Annotated in this window: 21 protein-coding genes; 12 read left to right on the top strand and 9 right to left on the bottom strand. The window is 65.8% G+C overall.

Annotated features, from left to right (window positions below):
* Position 1: 1 nt before the first annotated feature.
* Both ABFP37_RS17540 and ABFP37_RS17535 read right to left on the bottom strand, forming a co-directional pair.
* Positions 2-592, bottom strand: coding sequence for a tripartite tricarboxylate transporter TctB family protein (locus tag ABFP37_RS17540; protein ID WP_347034337.1), 591 nt, complete (start codon positions 590-592; stop codon positions 2-4).
* On the bottom strand, positions 589-1,605 hold the full coding sequence (locus ABFP37_RS17535; RefSeq protein ID WP_347034336.1) for a tripartite tricarboxylate transporter substrate binding protein: 1,017 nt from the start codon (positions 1,603-1,605) through the stop codon (positions 589-591). Before ABFP37_RS17535 ends, ABFP37_RS17540 begins: the two co-directional genes overlap by 4 nt.
* 155 nt (positions 1,606-1,760) lie before the next feature.
* Here ABFP37_RS17535 and ABFP37_RS17530 point away from each other — a divergent pair, with 155 nt between their 5' ends.
* Entirely contained in the window at positions 1,761-2,633 is an 873-nt protein-coding gene (locus ABFP37_RS17530) for a LysR family transcriptional regulator (RefSeq protein ID WP_347034335.1), read from the top strand.
* Between the two features lie 66 nt (positions 2,634-2,699).
* Here ABFP37_RS17530 and ABFP37_RS17525 read toward each other — a convergent pair whose 3' ends face one another.
* Positions 2,700-3,800, bottom strand: a complete 1,101-nt coding sequence (locus ABFP37_RS17525) for a LacI family DNA-binding transcriptional regulator (protein WP_347034334.1) — start codon at positions 3,798-3,800, stop codon at positions 2,700-2,702.
* Positions 3,801-3,978: 178 nt separating this feature from the next.
* Between ABFP37_RS17525 and ABFP37_RS17520 the strand changes: the two genes are divergently transcribed.
* The 6 genes from ABFP37_RS17520 to ABFP37_RS17495 all read left to right on the top strand — a co-directional run bounded on the left by ABFP37_RS17520 (position 3,979) and on the right by ABFP37_RS17495 (position 9,805).
* Positions 3,979-4,839, top strand: a complete 861-nt coding sequence (locus ABFP37_RS17520; protein WP_078028679.1) for an ABC transporter substrate-binding protein — start codon at positions 3,979-3,981, stop codon at positions 4,837-4,839.
* A 110-nt stretch (positions 4,840-4,949) separates the two neighbouring features.
* Positions 4,950-5,738 (top strand): amino acid ABC transporter permease, encoded by a 789-nt coding sequence (locus tag ABFP37_RS17515; RefSeq protein ID WP_078028678.1) that lies wholly within the window; start codon positions 4,950-4,952, stop codon positions 5,736-5,738.
* A gap of 83 nt (positions 5,739-5,821) precedes the next feature.
* Positions 5,822-6,514: an amino acid ABC transporter ATP-binding protein gene (locus ABFP37_RS17510; protein ID WP_347034346.1), complete on the top strand. Its 693-nt coding sequence runs from the start codon at positions 5,822-5,824 to the stop codon at positions 6,512-6,514.
* Positions 6,514-7,557 carry a Gfo/Idh/MocA family oxidoreductase gene (locus ABFP37_RS17505; protein WP_078028676.1) on the top strand — a complete coding sequence of 348 codons (1,044 nt, stop codon included), beginning with the start codon at positions 6,514-6,516 and terminating at the stop codon, positions 7,555-7,557. The genes ABFP37_RS17510 and ABFP37_RS17505 overlap by 1 nt, the downstream gene beginning before the upstream one ends.
* A gap of 58 nt (positions 7,558-7,615) precedes the next feature.
* Entirely contained in the window at positions 7,616-8,737 is a 1,122-nt protein-coding gene (locus ABFP37_RS17500) for an FAD-binding oxidoreductase (RefSeq protein WP_347034333.1), read from the top strand.
* Between the two features lie 75 nt (positions 8,738-8,812).
* Positions 8,813-9,805: a hypothetical protein gene (locus tag ABFP37_RS17495; RefSeq protein WP_260680938.1), complete on the top strand. Its 993-nt coding sequence runs from the start codon at positions 8,813-8,815 to the stop codon at positions 9,803-9,805.
* A 4-nt stretch (positions 9,806-9,809) separates the two neighbouring features.
* Here ABFP37_RS17495 and ABFP37_RS17490 read toward each other — a convergent pair whose 3' ends face one another.
* The gene (locus tag ABFP37_RS17490; protein WP_078028694.1) at positions 9,810-10,082 is read right to left on the bottom strand and encodes a hypothetical protein; all 273 of its coding nucleotides are present in this window, start codon (positions 10,080-10,082) and stop codon (positions 9,810-9,812) included.
* Between the two features lie 19 nt (positions 10,083-10,101).
* Positions 10,102-10,566, bottom strand: coding sequence for a DUF6194 family protein (locus ABFP37_RS17485; RefSeq protein ID WP_078028674.1), 465 nt, complete (start codon positions 10,564-10,566; stop codon positions 10,102-10,104).
* A gap of 114 nt (positions 10,567-10,680) precedes the next feature.
* Between ABFP37_RS17485 and ABFP37_RS17480 the strand changes: the two genes are divergently transcribed.
* Positions 10,681-11,136, top strand: a complete 456-nt coding sequence (locus ABFP37_RS17480; RefSeq protein WP_078028673.1) for a DJ-1/PfpI family protein — start codon at positions 10,681-10,683, stop codon at positions 11,134-11,136.
* On the opposite strand, the gene ABFP37_RS17475 is transcribed toward ABFP37_RS17480, so the two are convergent.
* The 3 genes from ABFP37_RS17475 to ABFP37_RS17465 are packed head-to-tail and all read right to left on the bottom strand — an operon-like array spanning position 11,123 to position 13,305.
* Positions 11,123-11,566: a GNAT family N-acetyltransferase gene (locus ABFP37_RS17475; protein ID WP_347034332.1), complete on the bottom strand. Its 444-nt coding sequence runs from the start codon at positions 11,564-11,566 to the stop codon at positions 11,123-11,125. The genes ABFP37_RS17480 and ABFP37_RS17475 overlap by 14 nt on opposite strands.
* Before the next feature lie 52 nt (positions 11,567-11,618).
* Positions 11,619-12,584 (bottom strand): DMT family transporter, encoded by a 966-nt coding sequence (locus tag ABFP37_RS17470; RefSeq protein ID WP_078028671.1) that lies wholly within the window; start codon positions 12,582-12,584, stop codon positions 11,619-11,621.
* On the bottom strand, positions 12,577-13,305 hold the full coding sequence (locus tag ABFP37_RS17465; protein ID WP_347034331.1) for a TetR/AcrR family transcriptional regulator C-terminal domain-containing protein: 729 nt from the start codon (positions 13,303-13,305) through the stop codon (positions 12,577-12,579). The genes ABFP37_RS17470 and ABFP37_RS17465 overlap by 8 nt, the downstream gene beginning before the upstream one ends.
* A gap of 141 nt (positions 13,306-13,446) precedes the next feature.
* On the opposite strand from ABFP37_RS17465, the gene ABFP37_RS17460 reads away from it, so the two are divergent.
* The 3 genes from ABFP37_RS17460 to ABFP37_RS17450 all read left to right on the top strand — a co-directional run bounded on the left by ABFP37_RS17460 (position 13,447) and on the right by ABFP37_RS17450 (position 17,149).
* On the top strand, positions 13,447-14,916 hold the full coding sequence (locus tag ABFP37_RS17460; RefSeq protein ID WP_347034330.1) for an NAD(P)/FAD-dependent oxidoreductase: 1,470 nt from the start codon (positions 13,447-13,449) through the stop codon (positions 14,914-14,916).
* Positions 14,917-14,972: 56 nt separating this feature from the next.
* The gene (locus ABFP37_RS17455) at positions 14,973-16,496 is read left to right on the top strand and encodes an APC family permease (RefSeq protein ID WP_347034329.1); all 1,524 of its coding nucleotides are present in this window, start codon (positions 14,973-14,975) and stop codon (positions 16,494-16,496) included.
* A 170-nt stretch (positions 16,497-16,666) separates the two neighbouring features.
* Positions 16,667-17,149 (top strand): pyridoxamine 5'-phosphate oxidase family protein, encoded by a 483-nt coding sequence (locus tag ABFP37_RS17450; RefSeq protein ID WP_347034328.1) that lies wholly within the window; start codon positions 16,667-16,669, stop codon positions 17,147-17,149.
* 94 nt (positions 17,150-17,243) lie between these two features.
* Here the strand turns inward: ABFP37_RS17450 and ABFP37_RS17445 are convergent, their stop codons facing one another.
* A complete protein-coding gene (locus tag ABFP37_RS17445) occupies positions 17,244-18,584 on the bottom strand; it encodes an MFS transporter (RefSeq protein ID WP_347034327.1) in 1,341 nt (446 codons plus the stop codon).
* A gap of 227 nt (positions 18,585-18,811) precedes the next feature.
* Between ABFP37_RS17445 and ABFP37_RS17440 the strand changes: the two genes are divergently transcribed.
* A complete protein-coding gene (locus tag ABFP37_RS17440; protein ID WP_260680935.1) occupies positions 18,812-19,540 on the top strand; it encodes a GntR family transcriptional regulator in 729 nt (242 codons plus the stop codon).
* Positions 19,541-19,607 lie beyond the last annotated feature (67 nt).

Below are 19,607 nucleotides of genomic sequence, written 5' to 3'. Positions count from 1 at the left end.
CCTAGAACAGATGTGGGATGGGCACGCTAAGCGCCACGACGAAGATCAGGTAGAAGGCCGCTGTCACGGCGAGGCTGAGGATGATGGACATCCGCCAGGTTTCCTTGCCCAGGAATCTCAACCAGACGAAGGTCAGCAGCAGGGTGGGGATCTCAAAGCCAGCCACCCCGACCACCAGGACGAACCCGACCAGCGTCGCTACTCCGCCGGCAACCTGCCAGCTTGACCCCGAGAAGGCTTCGGCGTCCAGCTTCTTCCGCCCGAAAACGAGCAGGGCCGCTGACATGGCGATCATGACAAGGCTGATGATGAACGGCCACAGCCCAGGTTCGGGCTTTTCGGGGCTGCCAAGGCCCATGGCCACTGACATGGCCAGGCCTGCGGCGCCAAGAGCGGCGGTGGCCACGGCCGCGGCCACGTTGGCGAGGGGACCGGCGTCCGGGGGCCGTTCCTCATCCCATTCCGCGGCCAGCTGTTCGGCAGTCAGCGGTTCGGGGAGCTCGTCGGCGATTGTGGGAGAAGGGCCGTTCCCGGCGGCAGCGTGGTTGGCGCTGCCGTCGGAAGAGGCTTCCTTATTTGATGCGGAAATCACTTGCCGCCGCCCAGATCGACGTCGTACTTCTGGGTCAGTTCCTTATACTTGGCCGCGTTGGCTGACCAGTCCTTGGCGACCTGGCCGCCGTCGATCTCGGCTGCGGTGAAGAGGTTCTGCTTGTTGAAGGCCTTGTAGGCGTCGGATTCGAACGCCTTCTTGAAGGACTCACGCAGCTTGGTCAGGACGGCTTCGGGGGTGCCCTTGGGCGCGGCCACCGCGCGGAACTGGGAGACCGGGACGTCATAGCCGGCTTCGACAGCGGTGGGGGTGTCCGGCAGGTACTGGTTGCGTTCCTTCGAGAAGACCACGATCGGGCTAAGTTTGCCGGCCTTGATCTGGGGCATGGCCTCGGCGAGCTGGATGGTGGCCAGATCAACCTGGTTTCCCAGGAGCGCCGTCATGGCGGGGGAGCCGCCGTCGAACGGAACGTCGGTGCCGTCGATCTTTGCCTGCTTGAACAGCAGAGCCTGTGCCAGCTGGCTGCCGGTTCCGACGCCGGTGGTGGCGAAGTTGAACTTCTTGCCCGCTTTGGTCAGGTCGTCCATGGTCTTCATGCCTGAGCCCGCATTGGAGACCAGGACGTAGTCATCCTGGGAAATTCCCGTGATGACCTCATAGTCTTCGATCTTGACCGTCTCGCCGGCGGAGACGGCCAGCGGCGTGATGGCGAACAGGGAGGCGTTCAGGATGACGAGCGTCTGCCCGTCCGCTTTCGCGCCGCCAACTTCTTTGGTGGCCAGGGCGCCGTTCGCGCCCGGCTTGTTGACGACGGGGATGGGAGCCCCGAGCGGGCCGCTGGCGTTCTCAGCCAGTGCGCGGCCGATCAGGTCGGTGCTGCCGCCCGGATCGGCGCCGATGGTGAGGGTGACCGGGCCTGCAGGGAACTTGCTGGCGTCTGCTGCCGAGCTGGTGCCCGCCACGTTGCCGCCGCACGCGGTCAATGCCAGCGCGAGGGCAAGGCCAGACCCCGTGGCCAGGATGGACCGACGTGTGAATGCCGACTTGGTCATAATTCTCCTTTGAATATTCGCCGCTGGGGAGCGGAAAACGTACGTCCGTGAGCTCCGTCACTCCGAAGGCTGCTAATGAAGACTAGAGTCGGTCTGCCATGCATGTCCAAGTGCATTTATGCATTGCGTGATACCCTCACGGTATTATGTATTCCTTGGACCAGCTCCGCGGCTTCGTGGCCGTCGCAGAAGAGTTGCACTTTGGCCGCGCCGCCGCTCGCCTGAACATGACCCAGCCGCCCTTGAGCCGGCAGATCCAGAAACTGGAAAAGGCCATTGGGGTGCAGCTGTTTGACCGCGACAACCGCGGTGTCACCCTGACCGCCGCCGGCACGGCCTTCCTGGCCGACGCGCTCAAGCTGCTGGAGCTCGCCGAGGCCGCCCCGAGTCTCGCGCGCCGGATATCCGCGGGCTCCGCCGGTGCCGTCCGGATCGGATTTACCGCCGCGTCCACGTTCGGGCTCCTCGGCGCCCTCCTGAACGAAATCTCCGGAGCGCTGCCCGATGTGGATATCGACCTCAGGGAGATGGTCACCAAGGACCAGACGTCGGCGCTCATCAACGGCGACATCGACCTGGGGCTGGCACGTCCGCCGTTCGATGATGAGCTGTTCGATTCCCGCCTGCTGTACCGGGAGCCGATCATGGTGGCAGTTCCGTCAGGTCACCGCCTGACGCAACTGGACCGGCAGCTGACCGCGGAGGACCTGCACGGTGAGGACCTCATCATGCACTCACCCACGCAGGCGCGCTATTTCTACGACCTGGTGGTCAGCCTGGTGTCCTCGCACCGGACGTTCGTGCACACCGTCAGCCAGATCCTGACCATGATCTTCCTCGTTGCGGCGGGACGCGGCGTGGCGCTCGTGCCCCAGTCGGCAACCGTCCTGGGCATTGACGGGGTGGAATACCTCGAGCTGGGCGGCTTCGAGGTGGATCCGGTGGAGCTCCACGCCATCTGGATGCGCAACTCCCGCAACCCGGCGCTGCACCGCGTGCTCGAGGCCATCAACGAACAGGGCGATTAGACGTTTCGGGATGAACGGCGCGCCGTGGCTGGATGGCGCGGTGCCGGGCGGCGCCAGGTCGGGCCTTTACCCTGCCTGAACTGCCAGACGCCCCTTTGACGGCGCCGGAGCCGCACCGACGGAGCCGCGGCGGATGAGTGTCGCTCTGAACTCCGGCCGTGCTCCGCGGGGTGCGCGGCCCTCGATCTGCCGGATCAGGGCGGCCGCGGCGGCCGCGCCCATGTCATAGACCGGCTGCGCGATGACCGTCAGGGGCGGTGTGGTCAGGCGGGTCCAGGCGAAGTCGTCGTACATCAGGAACGAGACATCGCCCGGAATGTCGAGGCCAAGTTCCTGAATGGTTTCCACCACGCTGAGGGCGATGAGGCCGTCAGAGGCGACGACGGCGGTGGCCGGGTCAGGCTGCAGGAGGACCTCCCGGGTGATGTTCCGGATGGACTCGGCATCGCCGGCATTGAGCCGCACGAGGTCTCCGGGGGTCGGCAGCCCGGCGTCCTCGAAGGCGCGCCGCATGCCGTCCAGTCGGTCGGAGATCTGCGAGGAGTCGAGCCTCGCGCCGTCGCCGTAGGCGGCGTCAGTCCGCAACGTGGAGATAAAGGCGATCCTGCGGTGGCCTGCCTTGATGAGGTATTGGGTGGACTCATAGGAGATGCCCGCCATGTCGACGGCGACCGTCTCGACGGCAAGCCCTTCCGCAGAGCGGTCCAGCAGGACCAGCGGGCGCCCGGAATCGTGAACCCGCTGTAAATGTTGTGTTTCCACCGATGACGCGGGAGCCACGATGAGGCCGTCCACGCGCTTGTCCAGAAGGACCCGCACGGCGTCCACTTCGGCCGCCGTATTCTCGTCCGTGTTGATCAGGATGACGTTGAATCCGCTCTTCTTCGCCGTGTCCGAGATGCCCCTCGTGGCCAGGCCGAAGTGTGGGTTTTCGATGTCTCCCACCACCACGCCTATGGTGTTCGATTTCCCCGTGTTCATGCTGCGGGCGAGCTCATTGGGCCGGTAGTCCAGCTCTTCCGCCGCGGCCAGGACGCGCTCCCGAACGTCGTCGCTAACCGCGCCATAGTTTCCCAAGGCGCGGGCTGCCTGCGCCTTGGACACTTGGGCGGCTTTTGCGACGTCGGCAACCGTTACGTCGCGCCGTCTGGCTCCGTCACTGCTCATGTTCACCTTTCGGGAGGGCTATTGACGCCTGATTTAGCTTCGGCTACATTTCAATCAATCGATGTGAGTCCGGTCTCAATCCTAGGGACTGAGACCGGACTCAGCAAGAGTGATTCATCGAGAACCTCCTCCGGCGGCCCTGACAGCACCGCTCTCCCTCCAACGATTGGACAACGCTGTGATCAAACTGAACTTCCGCCCGGCAGCCGTGGCTGCAGCAGCCTTGGCGGCTGTGCTCGCACTCTCGGGCTGCGGCGCGTCCTCGTCGGCATCTTCTGCGCCGGCTGACAACCCGTACGGCCTGATTCAACCGGGCACCATACGGGTCGCGAGCCTCGGCGACTCCAAGCCCTACACCTTCGCCGACGCCCAGGGAAACTTCACTGGCTTCGACGTTGAACTGTTCAAGGACGTGGCCCACCGCGCCGGCGTAGACAATGTGGTCTTCACCGGGCAGGACTTCTCCGGCCTGCTCGCCGCAGTGGCCAACGGCCAGTTCGACGTCGGTGTGGCCGCCATCGGCATCACCGACAAGCGCAAGGAAACCGTTGACTTCTCCGAGGGCTACCTCGCCGGTTACCTTACAGTCATCACCACCAAGACCTCCGGCATCAAGGACGCCGACGGCCTGTCCGGCAAGCGCCTCGGCGTAGTCCAGGGAACGCTTCAGGAGGCTTACGCGGTCAAGAACTTCACGTCCGCCAACCTGGTCCGCTTCCCGGACAACAACACGGCAATTTCCGCCGTGAACAGCGGCGCCGTGGACGCCCACTTCCTGGACTACGAGGCAGCCAAGGCCTACCAGGAGCAGTACGGCCTGGTGAGCGCTGCGGACATCCCGTCCTTCGACGCCCCCGCCGGGTTCGCCGTCGCGAAGGGCAAGACCGCCTTCAAGGAGGCCCTGAACAAGGGACTGGCCGCAGCAATGGAGGACGGCACCTGGAAGAAGCTTTACCAGAAGTGGTTCCCGGGCTCGCCGATGCCGGAGCAGTACCTGCCCAAGGCGGAGCAGACCGCTTCGCCGACGCCGAGCAAGTAGCAAGCCCGGCGCATACGCCGCCGGGCACCAAGCCAACCGGCTCACCACCGGGCAGGCCGCCGGACGCGGCCTGCCCGGGATTCACAAGCTAACTACGTCTGAGAGCAACCATGGACTGGCTCAACACCATCATCCGCACGTTTTTCGACTTCGGCGCAATGGCCGAAGTGCTGCCCCAGCTCCTCGGGGTGGGCCTCCTGAACACCCTGATCATTTCCGTCGCGGCCACCATCATCGGCCTGGTGCTGGGCATGATCGTGGCAATCATGGGCATTTCCCCGTCCAAATGGCTGAGGGTTCCCGCCCGGATTTACACCGATCTCTTCCGCGGCCTTCCCGCGATCCTCACTATCCTGCTGATCGGCCAGGGGTTCGCCCGCCTGAGCCAGTCGATTTTCGGGCCGTCGCCGTACCCGCTGGGAATCATCGCCTTGAGCCTGATCGCCAGCGCTTACATCGGCGAAATCTTCCGTGCCGGCATCCTCAGCGTGGACAAGGGCCAGGGCGAGGCGTGCCGCGCGCTCGGAATGAGCTACGCCAAGTCGATGGCCCTCGTGGTGGTACCGCAAGGCATCCGCAGGGTGCTGCCTGCCCTGGTGAACCAGTTCATCGCGATCGTCAAGGATTCTTCGCTCGTCTACTTCCTGGGCCTGCTGGTCAGCGAACGTGAGCTGTTCCGCGTCGGCCAGGACGCCGCCGTGCTCTCCGGCAACCTCTCGCCGCTGGTCATGGCGGGCATCTTCTACCTCATCATCACCGTGCCGCTCACGCATCTGGTGAATTACTTCGACAACCGCTTCCGGACGGGCCGGCGCCGGCCGTCCGCGCCCAGCAGCGGGCTGAACGAAGTCAAGGAACTCGATGCGGCCTCGCCGCTGATCACCGGGAGCAACACATGAGCCTCGCAAGCAACACCGCCAACACCGCCGCCGCGGACGCCAGCACCTTCCACGGCTCCAGCCTGGAGCTGAAGAACCTGACCATGGCATACGGGGACATCGAAGTGCTCCGCAACGTCAGCCTCACCGTGGCCCCCGGCACCACCACGTGCATCATCGGGCCGTCCGGTTCGGGCAAGTCCACGCTGCTCCGCGGGGTCAACCGCCTGCATGAACCCAAGAGCGGGGACGTGCTGCTGGCCGGCGAGAGCGCCCTGAAGGTCAAGCCGGATATCCTGCGTGCCCGGATCGGCATGGTCTTCCAGCACTTCAACCTCTTTCCGGACCACACGGCACTGGAGAATGTTGCGCTGGCGCTCTGGAGCGTCAAGGGAATGTCGAAGGCCGAGGCCAGGGAACACGCAAGCGGCCGCCTCGCCGAAGTGGGCCTCGCCGAACGCGCAGACCACCGGCCCCGGGACCTCTCCGGCGGACAGCAGCAGCGCGTCGCCATCGCGCGGGCACTGGCCATGGAACCCGAAGTGATGCTCTTCGACGAAGCCACCAGCGCACTGGACCCGGAACTGGTCAAGGGCGTGCTGGGCCTCATGGCGGGCCTCGGCAAGCGCGGCATGACCATGCTCGTGGTCACGCACGAAATGGGCTTCGCCCGCAAAGTCGCCGACCAGGTGGTCTTCATGGACGAGGGCGAAGTGGTGGAGGCCGGCACGCCGGCCGAACTCTTCGACAATCCCCGCAGCGAACGGCTCCAGCGCTTCCTGTCGGAGGTGCTGTAATGAGGACGGTGACCGACGGACCCATCCGCACCGCCGTCGTCGGATTCGGGATCTCGGGCAGGGTCTTCCATGCGCCGCTGATCAACGCGGATGGCGACTATTCGCTGGATGTGATCGTGACGGCGGATCCCGAGCGGGCCGCGGAAGCGGCGAGGCGCTACCCCGAGGCCAGGATCGTCCCGACGCCGGAGGCGCTGTTCGCCATGGCCGGGGACCTTGATCTTGTGGTCCTCGGGACGCCCCCGGCAACCCACGTCGATCTCGCCTCAACCGCAATTTCCCACGGCCTCCACGTCGTGGTGGACAAGCCGTTCGTCACGGCGTCGGCCCACGGCGACGAGCTCATCTCCCAAGCGGCCGACGGCGGCGTGCAGCTGACGGTGTTTCAGAACCGCCGGTGGGACGCGGACTTCCTGACGCTCCGGAAGCTCGTGCGGGAGGGCGCCCTGGGTGAAGTCCGAACCTTTGAGTCGCGCTTTGAATGGTGGCGGCCGGAAGGCTTCGGCAACTGGCGCGACACTGCCACCCTCACAGCAGGCGGCGGCATTCTCCACGATCTCGGGGCCCACCTGATCGACCAGGCCATCCAGCTTTTCGGGCCCGTGGCGGAAAGCTACGGGGAGACGGCAAATCACGCACCCCGCCCCGAAGGCGCCGACACCGAGGCCTTCGTGTCCCTGCTTCATGAATCCGGGGTCCGGTCCAGGCTGTGGATGAACGGCATGGCAGCCCAGGCAGGCCCGCGCTTCCATGTCCTGGGGTCCGCGGCCGGTTACACCAAGTGGGGCCTGGACAGCCAGGAACCGGCCCTCGCGGCCGGGATCACGCCGTCGGATCCTGCCTACGGCGTCGATCCCGAGGACTCATGGGGAGTCCTCGGCACCGACGGCGCCTCCGTGCCCGTGCCGGCCCAGACCGGTGCCTATCCCCGGTTCTACGCCGAGCTCGCGGGCTGCCTCCGCGGGGAGGGGCCGCTCCCCGTCGACCCCGCTGAGTCCGTCCAAGTCCTCAGGATCATCGAAAAAATCCACGCGTTCGCGTAGCCGCGCGCGAGCTTCGCGCGGCCAAAGCACCCCACACACCATTAGAAAGGGGAGACGTATGTCCTCCACAGCTTCAACCAAACGCGTCGCCGTCATCGGCGGCGGCATCCTCGGAGTCTCCACCGCCGTCCACCTGCTCCGCGGAGGCGCCTCGGTGGTCCTGCTGACCGAAACCGGTCTTGCGAGTGAAGCGAGCGGCCGCTCACTCTCCTGGCTGAATTCCGCGGGGGAGCGGTCCACGCCGTACCACCTGCTGCGCCTCGCCGGCGTCGACCGCTACCGCACGCTTTTCGCAGCCGATCCGAGCCGGGAATGGCTGCAGTTTGGCGGCGGCCTCATGTGGAACGCAGCCGGGGAAAAGGCTGTCACGGAGGCCCGCCACGCCTACGAGAGGTCTGTGGGCTATGACTCCAAACTGCTGGCTCCGGACGAGATTGCATCGGTCACGCCCGGCATCGATGCCGGCGCTGTGCCGGAGAACGCCATCTTCAACCCGGGCGAGGGCTGGGTCAGCCTGCCGGACCTGGTGGATTTCCTCATGGCGGAGTTCCACGCCCGCGGCGGTGAGCTGGTCCTCAACGCCGGCAAGGCGTCCGTAACGGTCGACGGCGGCCGGGCCGCCGGCGTCGAGACGGCGGCTGGTGAGATCTACGAAGCCGATGCGGTTCTCGTCGCCTGCGGGGCCGCAACACCCGCCGTGGTGGCGCCGCTCGGCGTCGAGATTCCGAACGCGTCCCCTGTCTCCATGCTGGTGGTGACCAAGCCCGTGGAGCACGAGGTTGCCGCCGTGATGAACACGCCCCGGGCCGCCGTCCGCCCCAACCCGGGAAGCACCTTCGCCCTCGACCACGACTGGTATGAAGGGAGCATGACTGAGCATGCAGACGGGACGTTCAGCATTCCGGATGAGGTGGTCCAGGAACTCGCTGACGAAGCGTCCAAGCTCATTGCCGGCAACCCCGAGCTCAAGCCGGCGTCCTGGAAGATCGGCTACAAGCCCATCCCGGGCGACGGCGAGCCCGTCCTGGGCGAACTGGGCCAGGCGCCGGGCTGCTTCGTGGCGTTCACGCACTCCGGAGCCACGCTCGGCCTCATCGCGGGCGAACTTCTCGCGGGGGAAATCCTGACCGGAAACCGGCATCCGATGCTGGCGACCTTCCGGCCGGGGCGCTTCTCCTGACTCTCCGGTCCTGAGACTCCCGGAGCACAGACCGGAAGGTACTGCACGAAGGACAAGGGCGACGGCCAGCGGTCTATGGCGGCCGTCGCCCTTTCCTTTGAGCGCGTGTATTTTGAGGGGATGGAGGTCCTGGACTGGCTACTCGACTCTGACCCTTCGATCCGCTGGCAGGTCCTTCGCGACCTCACGGATGCGCCGGCGGAGGCTGTACACGCTGAGCGGGAACGTGTGGCCAGCGAGGGCTGGGGTGCCCGGCTGCTCGCGCTGCAAGGCACCGACGGCCAGTGGGACGGGGGCACCTACTTCCCATCGCCGTTCGATGAATCCGAGGTCGGACAGCCCTGGACCGCGACGGCCTACAGCCTGCTGCTGCTGCGTGACTTCGGGCTCGAGCCCGGCAGCGAAGAGGCCCGCCGCGCGGTGAAACTCGTCCGGGAGAACAGTCGCTGGGAGGAAGGCGATCAGCCGTTCTTCGACGGGGAAGTGGAGCCCTGCATCAACGGCATGACGGTGGGCCTCGGTGCCTACTTCGGCGAAGACGTCGACGGCGTGGTCGCCCGGCTGCTCGGCGAGCAGCTCGCAGACGGCGGCTGGAACTGCGAGGCCGAACGGGGCTCAACACGGTCATCCTTCGCCACCACCATCAACGTGCTCGAAGGGCTGCTGGAACACGAGCGCACCACCGGCGGGACGCCGGCAACTGTCGCGGCCCGGCACCGCGGCGAGGAGTACCTGCTCGGACGCGCACTCCTCCGGCGCAAGAGCACCGGCGAACTGATCAACACGGACTGGCTGCAGTTCTCGTACCCGACGCGCTGGTTCTACGACGTCCTCCGCGGCCTCGACTACTTCCGCGACGCCGGCGGCGCTCCGGACCAACGCCTCGCCGAAGCCATCGAGCTGCTGCGTTCGAAACGGCAGCCCGACGGCACCTGGCTGCTGGAAAACACCCATCCCGGACGGATCCACTTCGCCCTGGAAGAATGCGACGGGCGACCGAGCAGGTGGAACACCCTCAGGGCGCTGCGCGTGCTCACGTGGTACGGGCAGGCCTATGCCGCTCCGTAACCAGCTATTCCTCGGCGGCTTCCTCGGCCAGCTCGGTGAGAACGTCGGCCGCGTCAGTGTTGCCGCCGGCGGAGAGGCGGCGCAGCTCGTTCAGGTCTTCTTTTTCTGTGGCGAGCTCAACGAGCTGGTCCGCGGCATCCCGGCTGCCGCCGTCTGCGAGGCGCCGCAGCTCCTCGAAATCCTCCCGCTCGGCGGCAAGTTCAACGAGTTCCCCGATGGCGTCGGGGTCGCCGTGGGCAGCTCGTTCCCGTAGGGCGGCGAGATCACAATCGGACATGGTGGAACCTTCCATGGAGCTAGAGAGCCATCCGGCGTTCGTAGCGGGACCGGGCGAGTTCGTAGGCCTTACGGAGCAGGTTCTGCACTGTCTGGGATGTCGAAGGCCCCGGGTTGACGACGGCCAGCCACCCCAGTGATCCGTAGACGGGATGTGCAATGACCCTGTCATCCACACCCGGATCAACGTCCTCCGCCGGATCGCCGGGTTGATGGCCCGTCCACTCAACGAAGGCAGGCTTCCCGGCAGCCACGTTCACGCGGAAGGCTCCGGGCCGGTCGAGGCGTGACCGCTCGTCGTCGGGGTAGTTCTTGGTCACGATGGTCGCAAACGGCTGGGTCGCCTTGGGCATGGTGCCGTCCGGGGCGTAATAGAAGAATGCATCGCCCCAGGCAATTTCGGGCGAGCCGTCTCCCGGGGCGGGAACGACCGCGAGTGCGCCGTCGAAGCTTTTCACGAATTCAATAACCTCTTCCATGGTCATGCCTCAAGGGTGGCAAACCGGCGGCAGCTCCACAATGAGCGGCGGCTGTCTGGCGGGACCGAGCCGCTAGCCGAGCCGCGCTGGATGACGCACGCCCTCATATAGTCTGAAATCATGCCGCCCGGTCCACTGAGAATCGTTGTCCTCCTTGCCGCGGCGGGGCTCCTCACCGGCTACCAAGCCACCAGCCACTGGGCGTCCCTCCAGATGCTCGAAAACTTCGGCGTCCACCCGACCTCCGAAAGAGTCGTCCGCGACAGAAACCGGATCACAGGTGCTGGCGTTACCTCAGGGATTGATTTTGCCTTCACGTTGGCGGCGGAGCTCTTTGGCGACGACGAAGCGCGCAGGATTCAGCTGGCCATCGAATATGACCCGAAACCGCCGTTCGACCACGGCTCGCCAGGCAAGGCAGACCCTGAAACAGTAAAGAGCATCATCGCCGCCACCGAGAGTCTCCGCATGGCCTCGATCCGTAAGTCTGCCAGCGCGCTGGCGACCGCGCAGCACGCCGTCGAAACTGCCAGAAAAGATGAATCCACCGCGTTCGATGCCGCTAGCGGGAATTGAGGTGTTTCTTAAAGAACGTGGCAGCGTCCGCGTACCCAAGGGCAAGGTAGAAATCGCTGGCCCGCCGGCTAGCTAACGACACGTTGGCCGCACCTTGCGACTCCGCCCATGCCTCGACTTCAAACATCAAGGCCTGTCCCACGCCTTGTCGGCGCGCCAGCTCGGCAACCATGACCTCCTCGACCCAGGCAACAGGGCCATTGGCAAGAAACGTGGCGGGGCTGTGGGCCAACAGATAGCCCACAACCGATCCGGGACTGTGCTCGGCTACGAGAACGAGGGTATGGGGCGCCTCGACCAGCGAACGGAATGTTAGGTCAAAAGACTCACGCTCTGGCCGGGACGTCGACGCGAAATCCTGAACTAGACGCCAGACGTCGTCCGCATCAGTGGTGGCGGCGAGTCTGATGGTCATGCTGAGGTCGGGCATTCGGCCACATTACCCCTGCGTGAACCGCATGTGGATGCACGGCCGCCTGCACTCATACCGCCGGATCGCGGACTTTATCCCGCTGCCGCGTGGCGGCCGGGGGCACGGGCGGCGTCTTGAGTTCAAGCCGCTGCCCCCACATGGTGCCAGCCAGCACGAGCACCACACCCAGGATGCCGAGGGGGCCCAGGACATCGCCGGCCAGTGTTACGCCGATGACTGCGGCCCAGACCGGTTCGGTTCCGAGCAGGAGGCTCACCCTGGTTGGAGAAGTCCTGCGCACCGCCCACATCTGGATGAAGAACGGGAACACCGTGCAGACGATCACGAGATAGGCCATTTGCAGTAAGGCGGACCCGTCCATGCTTGTGGCATAGGCCACGACCGGTGCTCCCCAGAGGCCCGACATGATGAGAAATACGAGACCGCAGGTCGCCATCTGCACGAAGGTCAGATTCAGTGAATCGATGCGGGGTCCGGCCGAAAGCCGGTGCATCCCCGTCACATGGACCGCCCGCGCAACGGCCGCCAGCAGGATCAGCAAGTCCCCGAAGCCGAAGGACGCCGAGGCGCCGCCCGTGGCGAGGAAGTACACGCCGGCAACCGCGATGACCGCGGCCAGGTAGAACAGCCCGCTCAGCCTCCGCTTGCCCACCACGGTCTCCAGCACGGGAGTCATCACGATAGTCAGGCTGATGATGAGCCCGGCGTTAGTGGCGCTGGTCGCCGCAAGGCCGAAGGTTTCGAACGTAAAGACTGTGGACAAGAGCAGGCCCAGAATGCCGCCGATCACGGCCTCCGTCCTCTTCAACCGTTTTCGCAGGGCGACGAGGATCAGGCCAAGCGCGACGGCGGTCAGCAGCATTCGGACGGCAAGCACCGCCAGCACGGTGTCCGGGCTGACCAGCTCCTTGGCGACCCAGTAGGTTGAACCCCAGGCCACGGCAACGGCGAGCAGCAACACGTCCACGATTGATGTCCGCCGTGGCGAGGCCCGTGCGGCGAGGCGGTCAGACACTCCGTAGCCCGGGCGCTGGCGGTTCCTCGCGAAGCGTCCCGAGCCCCGCAATCAGTGCCTCAAGGCCAAGGCTGAACGCCACGTCCGCCGGCCGTTCATGCCCCTGCGCGGCCAGGCTTCGCACTGCGCCGGTGAAACTGGGCGTGGCGTCGGCCATGGAGCCGGAGTCGAAAATGTCCGCCGGAGCTGTGACGTCGTAGGCCGAGCCAAAAATGAACGACTCCAGCGCCACGATGGACGAGACAATCCGCTCTTCGGGGAAGCCGGCGTCGCGGAATCCGGCGCTCACGGTCTCGTACATGGCCAGCGTCTGCGGGGCGTCCGTCACCGGGAGCACCGCGATGACCGGGATCAGCGGGGTGTGCCGCGAGAACACGTCCCGGTAGCTCCACGCCCACTTCCGGACCGCTTCCTCCCAGCGCTCGGCGCCGAAGGCTGACACGTCAACCAGGGCGGCGAGGTGGTCCTCCACCAGCAGCAGCACGTCGCGTTTGGATTCCATGTGGTTGTAGAGGGCCGACGGGGCGACGTTCAGTGAGCGGGCCAGCGCGGCCATGGTGAGGCCGTCGTAGCCCTTCTTTTCAATGAGCTTCAGCGCAGCGGCCGTGATGCCTGCTTTGTCCAGGACCCCGCCTACCGGGCGGCCGGCCCGGCGCCGTCCTGCCTCGGATCTCGGTTCGCCGAGGGCTGTGCTTCCGGGGGAGGCTGGTGATGCCGGCATGGCTGGCCTTTCTGCGGGCGGTGTCCTCAGCATTATTCCATCAGCCTCTTCCGCGGGCAGGCCAAAAGCGCTATAGTCTTCATAAATGAATGGCATTCATTTAGTGGTCCGCATCACTCGGGCGGCCACAGAGAGGACATCATGCTGAATCTTGACCGCGACGTCGTCGTCGTAGGCGCCGGCCCTTCCGGCCTCACCGCCGCCCGTGCACTGAAGAAGGCCGGCCTGACCGTTGCCGTACTGGAAGCCCGCGACCGCGTGGGCGGCCGCACCTGGACCGACACCGTTGACGGCGCCATGCTGGAAATCGGCGGCCAGTGGGTCTCGCCGGACCAGACGGCCCTGCTGGCGCTCCTGGACGAGCTCGGCCTCGAGACCTATTCCCGCTACCGCGACGGCGAGTCGGTCTACATCGGTGCGGACGGGACCCCCATCCGCTACACCGGGGAGTCCTTCCCCGTCAGTGCCACCACGGCTTCCGAAATGGACAAGCTCACGGGACTGCTCGACGCCTTGGCCGCCGAAATCGGCCCCACCGAGCCCTGGGCCCACCCCAAGGCGCGGGAACTGGACACCATTTCGTTCCACCACTGGCTCCGCCAGAACTCCGCCGATGAAGAAGCCTGCAACAACATCGGCCTGTTCATCGCCGGGGGAATGCTGACCAAGCCCGCCCACGCCTTCTCCGCGCTGCAGGCAGTGCTGATGGCCGCCTCCGCCGGCTCCTTCACCCACCTGACGGACGAGGACTTCATCCTGGACAAACGCGTGATCGGCGGAATGCAGCAGGTGTCCCTGCTGCAGGCGGCGGAACTGGGTGCCGACGTCGTGCTTGACAGTCCGGTGCGCACCATCAGTTGGGAGCCAACCCCCGCCGGCGGAAACACCGCCGGCAACCGCGTCACCGCCGTTTCCGAGCGGGCCACCGTCAACGCCCGCTTCGTGATCATGGCCGTGCCGCCCAACCTGTACTCGCGCGTCTCCTTTAACCCGCCGCTGCCGCGCCGCCAGCACCAGATGCACCAGCACCAGTCGCTGGGCCTGGTGATCAAGGTGCACGCCGTTTACGGCACGCCGTTCTGGCGCGAGGACGGCCTGTCCGGCACCGGCTTCGGCGCAGGGTCCCTGGTGCAGGAGGTCTACGACAACACCAACCACGGGGATTCGCGCGGAACCCTGGTGGGGTTCATCTCGGACGAAAAGGCCGACGCCGTCTTCGAACTCAGTGCGGAGGACCGCAAGCGCGCCGTCCTGGAATCCATCGCCGGCTTCCTGGGGGAGAAGGCGCTGGAACCGGAGGTCTACTTCGAATCCGACTGGGGCTCGGAGGAGTGGACCCGCGGTGCGTACGCCTCCAGCTACGACCTCGGCGGCCTGCACCGCTACGGCAAGGACCAGCATGCGCCGGTCGGACCCATCTACTGGTGCTCCTCCGACCTCGCCGCCGAGGGCTACCAGCACGTGGACGGCGCCGTCCGCATGGGCCAGTTCACGGCGGCCCGCATCGCGGCCGCAGCAGGGACGGCGGCGGCAATCCGCAGCACCGCAACGCACAGCACCCCAGCGTTCGGCGAGGCCGAGCTGGCCGACGCCGCGGCCGCCGTCGGCTGACCGGCGCGGCTCCCCACCCATTCAACGACGAATGAACTTTCCGGAGAGGCAATCCCATGAGCACTAGAGCCGCTGCCGCCCAGGGCGCGGACGCATCGTATAAGACGCTCAGCGAAAAAGGCCTGAAGGCCGGGTCTGTGGGGCTGATCGGGGCGGTGGTGATCGGCGTGTCATGCATCGCCCCGGCGTACACGCTCACCGCGGCGCTCGGTCCCACGGTGTCCGAGGTGGGCGTGCACCTGCCGGCGATTTTCCTCGTGGGGTTCATCCCCATGCTGCTGGTGGCGCTCGGGTACCGCGAACTGAACAATTCAATGCCCGACGCCGGGACTTCCTTCACGTGGGCAACGCGGGCCTCTGGCCCGTGGATCGGCTGGATGGGCGGGTGGGGGCTGATCGCCGCCACCATCATCGTGCTGTCCAACCTGGCGGCCGTCGCCGTCGACTTCTTCTACCTCATGCTCTCGCAGCTGTTCGGCAACCCCGAACTCGCCGAGCTGACCACCAACCTGCCGCTGAACATCGCCACGACCCTGGTGTTCATCTCCCTTGCCTGCTGGATTTCCTACCGGGGCATGGAAACCACCAAGGGCGTCCAGTACGTGCTGGTGGGCTTCCAGCTGCTGGTGCTCGGCTGGTTCGCGGTCTCCGCCTTCCTTCATGTGGCCAACGGTTCCGCCTTTGACGCCACGGCTATTTCGCCTGACTGGTTCAACCCCTTCGCCGTGGACTCCTTCTCCTCATTTGCGGCGGGCGTTTCCCTCTCGATCTTCATCTACTGGGGCTGGGACGTGACGCTGACCATGAACGAGGAAACTAAGAATCCCGAAAAGACGCCCGGGCGGGCGGCGACCGTGACCGTCGTCGTCATCATGGCCATCTACATGATGGCGGCCCTGGCCACCCTGTCTTTCGCCGGCGTGGGCGAGACCGGACTGGGCACCGGGAACCCGGACAACCAGTCCAGCATTTTCGCCGTGCTGTCCGGGCCGGTGATGGGCCCGTTCGCCATCCTGATGTCCCTGGCCATCCTCAGCAGCTCGGCGGCGTCGCTGCAGTCGACGTTCGTCTCCCCGGCGCGGACCCTGCTGTCCATGGGGCACTACAAGGCCCTGCCGCGGACGTTCGGCAGGGTCAGCCCGGCGTTCAAGTCCCCGAGTTACGCCACGATCGCCGCCGCCATCGCAGCAGCAGCGTTCTATGTCATCACCAGGACCACCTCCGAGAACGCCCTGTGGGACACCATCACGGCGCTGGGCATGATGATCTGCTTTTACTACGGCATTACGGCCCTGGCCTGCGTCTGGTTCTTCCGGAGCGTGGCGTTCAGCAGCGCCCGGGCATTCTTCTTCAAGCTCCTGGCACCCCTGCTGGGCGGCGTGATCCTGCTGGTCATGTTCTTCAAGACGGCCTACGACTCGATGGACCCCGAATACGGATCCGGATCATCCGTGGGCGGTGTGGGCATGGTGTTCGTCCTGGGCATGGGCGTGATCCTGCTGGGCGTGGTGGTCATGCTCGTAATGGCCAGGGTGCGGCCGGAGTTCTTCAAGGGCCAGGTGCTTGCCCGGGGACTGTGACGCCGGGGAGTGTGACGCCGAGGCCGCGCGGATGCGGGTCGGCGCAGGAACAGGGTAGAAAGTAAGCACGCTTACCAATACGCTGGTCCAAGGGGAATCTTCCCGCAGTGCACCAAGCACACAGAGCAGAACGCACGGTACGGAACACACGGACAGAACGAGGTGGCAGCATGCCGGAAACCGAAAACATCAGCAAGGTCACGGACATCATCAACCATTCCCACATCGGAATGTTTACCACCATCAACGAAGAAGGCGCGCTGGTCAGCCGGCCGTTGGCCGTCCAAGACGTCAAGGACGACGGCGACATGTGGTTCTTCACCGGGGAAGGAACTTCCCAGGTTGCCCACGTCGGCGCGGATCCGCGGGTCAACGTGTCCTTCGGCAAGCGAACGGAATGGGTGTCAGTCGCCGGAACCGCGGAAGTGGTCCGGGACCGGGCGAAGATCCGCGAACTGTGGAACCAGGCCGTTGAAGCGTGGTTCCCGGACGGACCCGACACTCCCGAGGTGGTCCTGCTTCGCGTTGACTCGAACTCCGCTGAATACTGGACGAGCCCCGGCGGCACCGCGGCCACCGTGCTGCAGTGGGTCAAGTCCAAGGTCACCCACAGCCGCATGAGCGTCGGCGAGACCCACACAGTGGAGCTGTAGTTCCCCAACCCCCCCAACCCAACTGCAACGCGGGGTCACTTAACGCCCGTCCGGAGGTCCGGATGGGGCGGGAAGTGACCCCGCGTTGCTGTTGTTAAACCGCCGGTACCGGCTCCTTTACCTTCAGGGGTTCGATCTTGCCCATGACGAACAGGTAGTTGGCGGCACCGATGAGGGAGACCGCGCCGATGACGGCGAGCGGCGCCACGAACGATCCGGTCTGGTCCACAAGCACGCCGATCAGGATCGGGGTGAAGATGCCGGCCAGGTTGGAAGCGAAGTTCTGCAGGCCGCCGATGGAGCCCACGTGCCGGGAGCTGGGTGCGATGTCGGCCGGCAGCGACCAGATGCCGGTGGCGGCAACGGTGAGGCTGGAGTACGCGACGGACAGCAGCGCGAGGGCCATCCATGCTTCGGGAACCAGTGCGGCGAACATGATGACGGAGCCGCCTGCGAGTCCGCCGGCAATGGCAGTCTTGCGGACCTTGGTGACGGATGCGCCGGCCCGGACTGCGCGGTCGGCCAGGTAGCCGCCGAGCCAGCCGCACAGCACGGCGCAGATGCCCGGGATGGCGCCAAAGAAGCCAAGCTTCAGGAGGTCGAAGCCGCGTTCCTTCACGAGGTAGCTCGGGAAGAAGGTGATGAAGAAGTAGATGGCGCTGTTCAGGCAGAAGAAGCCGAACATCATGCTGAGGACCGTGCGGTACTTGAAGAGCGAACGCCACGGCAGCTTGGCGGCTCCGGCGTCATCGCTGGCTTCGCCGCGGGCGCCGCCTTCTTCGATGTAGGCCACTTCGGCGGCATTGGCGCCCGGGTGTTCCTGCGGGCTGCGGTACACCTTCCACCAGACGGCGGCCCAGATGAGGCCGGCGATTCCGATGATGATGAAGACCGCGTGCCAGGAGGTGACCGCCACGATCAGCGTGACGATGGGCAGTGCGATGACGGCGCCCACCCGCGATCCGGAGTCCCAGATGCTGGTGGCGAATGCGCGCTCCCGGACGGGGAACCAGGTGGCAACCACCTTGGCGGCGGTGCTGGGGGCCGGGCTTTCGCCGACGCCGAGGAGGAACCTTGCGGCGAAGAGTGACCAGAAGCTGGTCGCTGCGGCGGTCACCATGGTGAAGACGGACCACCACACCGCCGCCAGGGAGAATGACCGGCGCGGCCCCACCTTGTCCACGTACCAGCCGGCGGCGAGCTGGCAGAAGTCGTAGGCCCAGAAGAAGGCGGCAAAGATGAGGCCCTGCTGCGTGGCGGTGAGCTCGAAGTCCTTGCCCATGAACGGTAGTGCGACGCTCAGGCTTGAGCGGTCAAGGTAGTTGATGCTGAGCCCGATGAAGGCGAGCCAGATGATGACCCAGCGCTTCCGGGTCATGAGGCGCGGTGGTGTGGGGGATGACTTGGTGGCGGTCTTGCTTCCGAGCGCAGTCATGCGGTCTCCTTCGACGTGAACATGGCTTCGGGTGCCCTGGGCACCGGCGGGAGGGAAGACGCCGAAGATGTCGGCGCCAAAATCATATAGGAATCTGGTTAATCATATAGATAATGTGATCCGGATCAAGTCCTGCTCCAAAAAAGTTCCGCACTCCGTCCGCGGCGCGCGGTGGCTTATGATTCCCCAAACGACTCCCGTCAGACCAGAACCAAAGAGGTAAGCGCGTGCCACCACGTCAATCGTCCGATACTTCACGAGGCAAAGCCGCAGTCACTGACGTTTATTCGTCCATGCGCGCGGCCATCCTGGAGGGCGAAATTGCGCCGGGCACGCGCATCAACATCGACGCCGTTGCGCGCACCCTCGGCGTCTCGCAGACGCCCGTGCGGGAAGTGCTGCAGCGCCTCGAGGGCGACAACCTGGTGGTCTACAGCCCCGGGCGCGGCTACAGCACCACCCCGCTGCTGGGGCTGGCTGAGCTGCGGTCGCTATTTGAATTCCGTCTCCTCGTGGAGCCCTGGGCGGCGCGCGCGGCCGCCGTGGACCGGCTGGCGAATCCTGCGGCGGCCCTGGGGAAGGAGCTTGCCGGGTTCCGGGAGACCATGGCCACCGCGGGGGACCTGCGGCAGGACCTCGTGGCCCACGACACTCGCTTTCACGACACCATCCTCGCAGCCTCGGGCAACCCGGTGGTCCGCCACGCCTTCGCCCAGACCCACTGCCACCTCCACACCTTCCGCCTGTACCCCGCCGACGTCGACGGCGCCATCACCGTGGCCGAGCATTCGGCCGTCCGGGATGCGATCGAGGCATGCCTGCCGGAGCAGGCCGAGGCCGCCATGGCGGAACATATCCGCAACTCCTTTGGCCGCTTCGCCCAGGCCTTCGAGGGGCATGCGGAACTGTCGCCTCTGGAGGACGGCGGGCCGCCCCGGAAGCGGATTATCCGGTAGGCGGAGCCTCGCCGCACCTCAGCCCCGGCCTTTGTGGCCGGGGCATTTTTCTGTCCCGTGGCGCCGG

Origin of the sequence: Burkholderia sp. RS01 (assembly GCF_039748055.1) — a bacterium.
In the GTDB taxonomy this organism is placed as follows: domain Bacteria; phylum Actinomycetota; class Actinomycetes; order Actinomycetales; family Micrococcaceae; genus Arthrobacter.
This window is presented reverse-complemented; position numbering and strand designations above follow the sequence as displayed.

Excerpts from the sequence above, each read along its gene's own strand:
- ABFP37_RS17455 (WP_347034329.1), top strand. The coding sequence starts at position 14,973 with ATGAGCACTAGAGCCGCTGCCGCCCAGGGCGCGGACGCATCGTATAAG.
- ABFP37_RS17505 (WP_078028676.1), top strand. The coding sequence starts at position 6,514 with ATGAGGACGGTGACCGACGGACCCATCCGCACCGCCGTCGTCGGATTC.
- ABFP37_RS17515 (WP_078028678.1), top strand. The coding sequence starts at position 4,950 with ATGGACTGGCTCAACACCATCATCCGCACGTTTTTCGACTTCGGCGCA.
- ABFP37_RS17490 (WP_078028694.1), bottom strand. The coding sequence starts at position 10,082 with ATGTCCGATTGTGATCTCGCCGCCCTACGGGAACGAGCTGCCCACGGC.
- ABFP37_RS17510 (WP_347034346.1), top strand. The coding sequence starts at position 5,822 with ATGGCATACGGGGACATCGAAGTGCTCCGCAACGTCAGCCTCACCGTG.
- ABFP37_RS17485 (WP_078028674.1), bottom strand. The coding sequence starts at position 10,566 with ATGACCATGGAAGAGGTTATTGAATTCGTGAAAAGCTTCGACGGCGCA.
- ABFP37_RS17535 (WP_347034336.1), bottom strand. The coding sequence starts at position 1,605 with ATGACCAAGTCGGCATTCACACGTCGGTCCATCCTGGCCACGGGGTCT.
- ABFP37_RS17500 (WP_347034333.1), top strand. The coding sequence starts at position 7,616 with ATGTCCTCCACAGCTTCAACCAAACGCGTCGCCGTCATCGGCGGCGGC.
- ABFP37_RS17460 (WP_347034330.1), top strand. The coding sequence starts at position 13,447 with ATGCTGAATCTTGACCGCGACGTCGTCGTCGTAGGCGCCGGCCCTTCC.
- ABFP37_RS17450 (WP_347034328.1), top strand. The coding sequence starts at position 16,667 with ATGCCGGAAACCGAAAACATCAGCAAGGTCACGGACATCATCAACCAT.
- ABFP37_RS17445 (WP_347034327.1), bottom strand. The coding sequence starts at position 18,584 with ATGACTGCGCTCGGAAGCAAGACCGCCACCAAGTCATCCCCCACACCA.
- ABFP37_RS17480 (WP_078028673.1), top strand. The coding sequence starts at position 10,681 with ATGCCGCCCGGTCCACTGAGAATCGTTGTCCTCCTTGCCGCGGCGGGG.
- ABFP37_RS17525 (WP_347034334.1), bottom strand. The coding sequence starts at position 3,800 with ATGAGCAGTGACGGAGCCAGACGGCGCGACGTAACGGTTGCCGACGTC.
- ABFP37_RS17475 (WP_347034332.1), bottom strand. The coding sequence starts at position 11,566 with ATGCCCGACCTCAGCATGACCATCAGACTCGCCGCCACCACTGATGCG.
- ABFP37_RS17465 (WP_347034331.1), bottom strand. The coding sequence starts at position 13,305 with ATGCCGGCATCACCAGCCTCCCCCGGAAGCACAGCCCTCGGCGAACCG.
- ABFP37_RS17495 (WP_260680938.1), top strand. The coding sequence starts at position 8,813 with ATGGCGGCCGTCGCCCTTTCCTTTGAGCGCGTGTATTTTGAGGGGATG.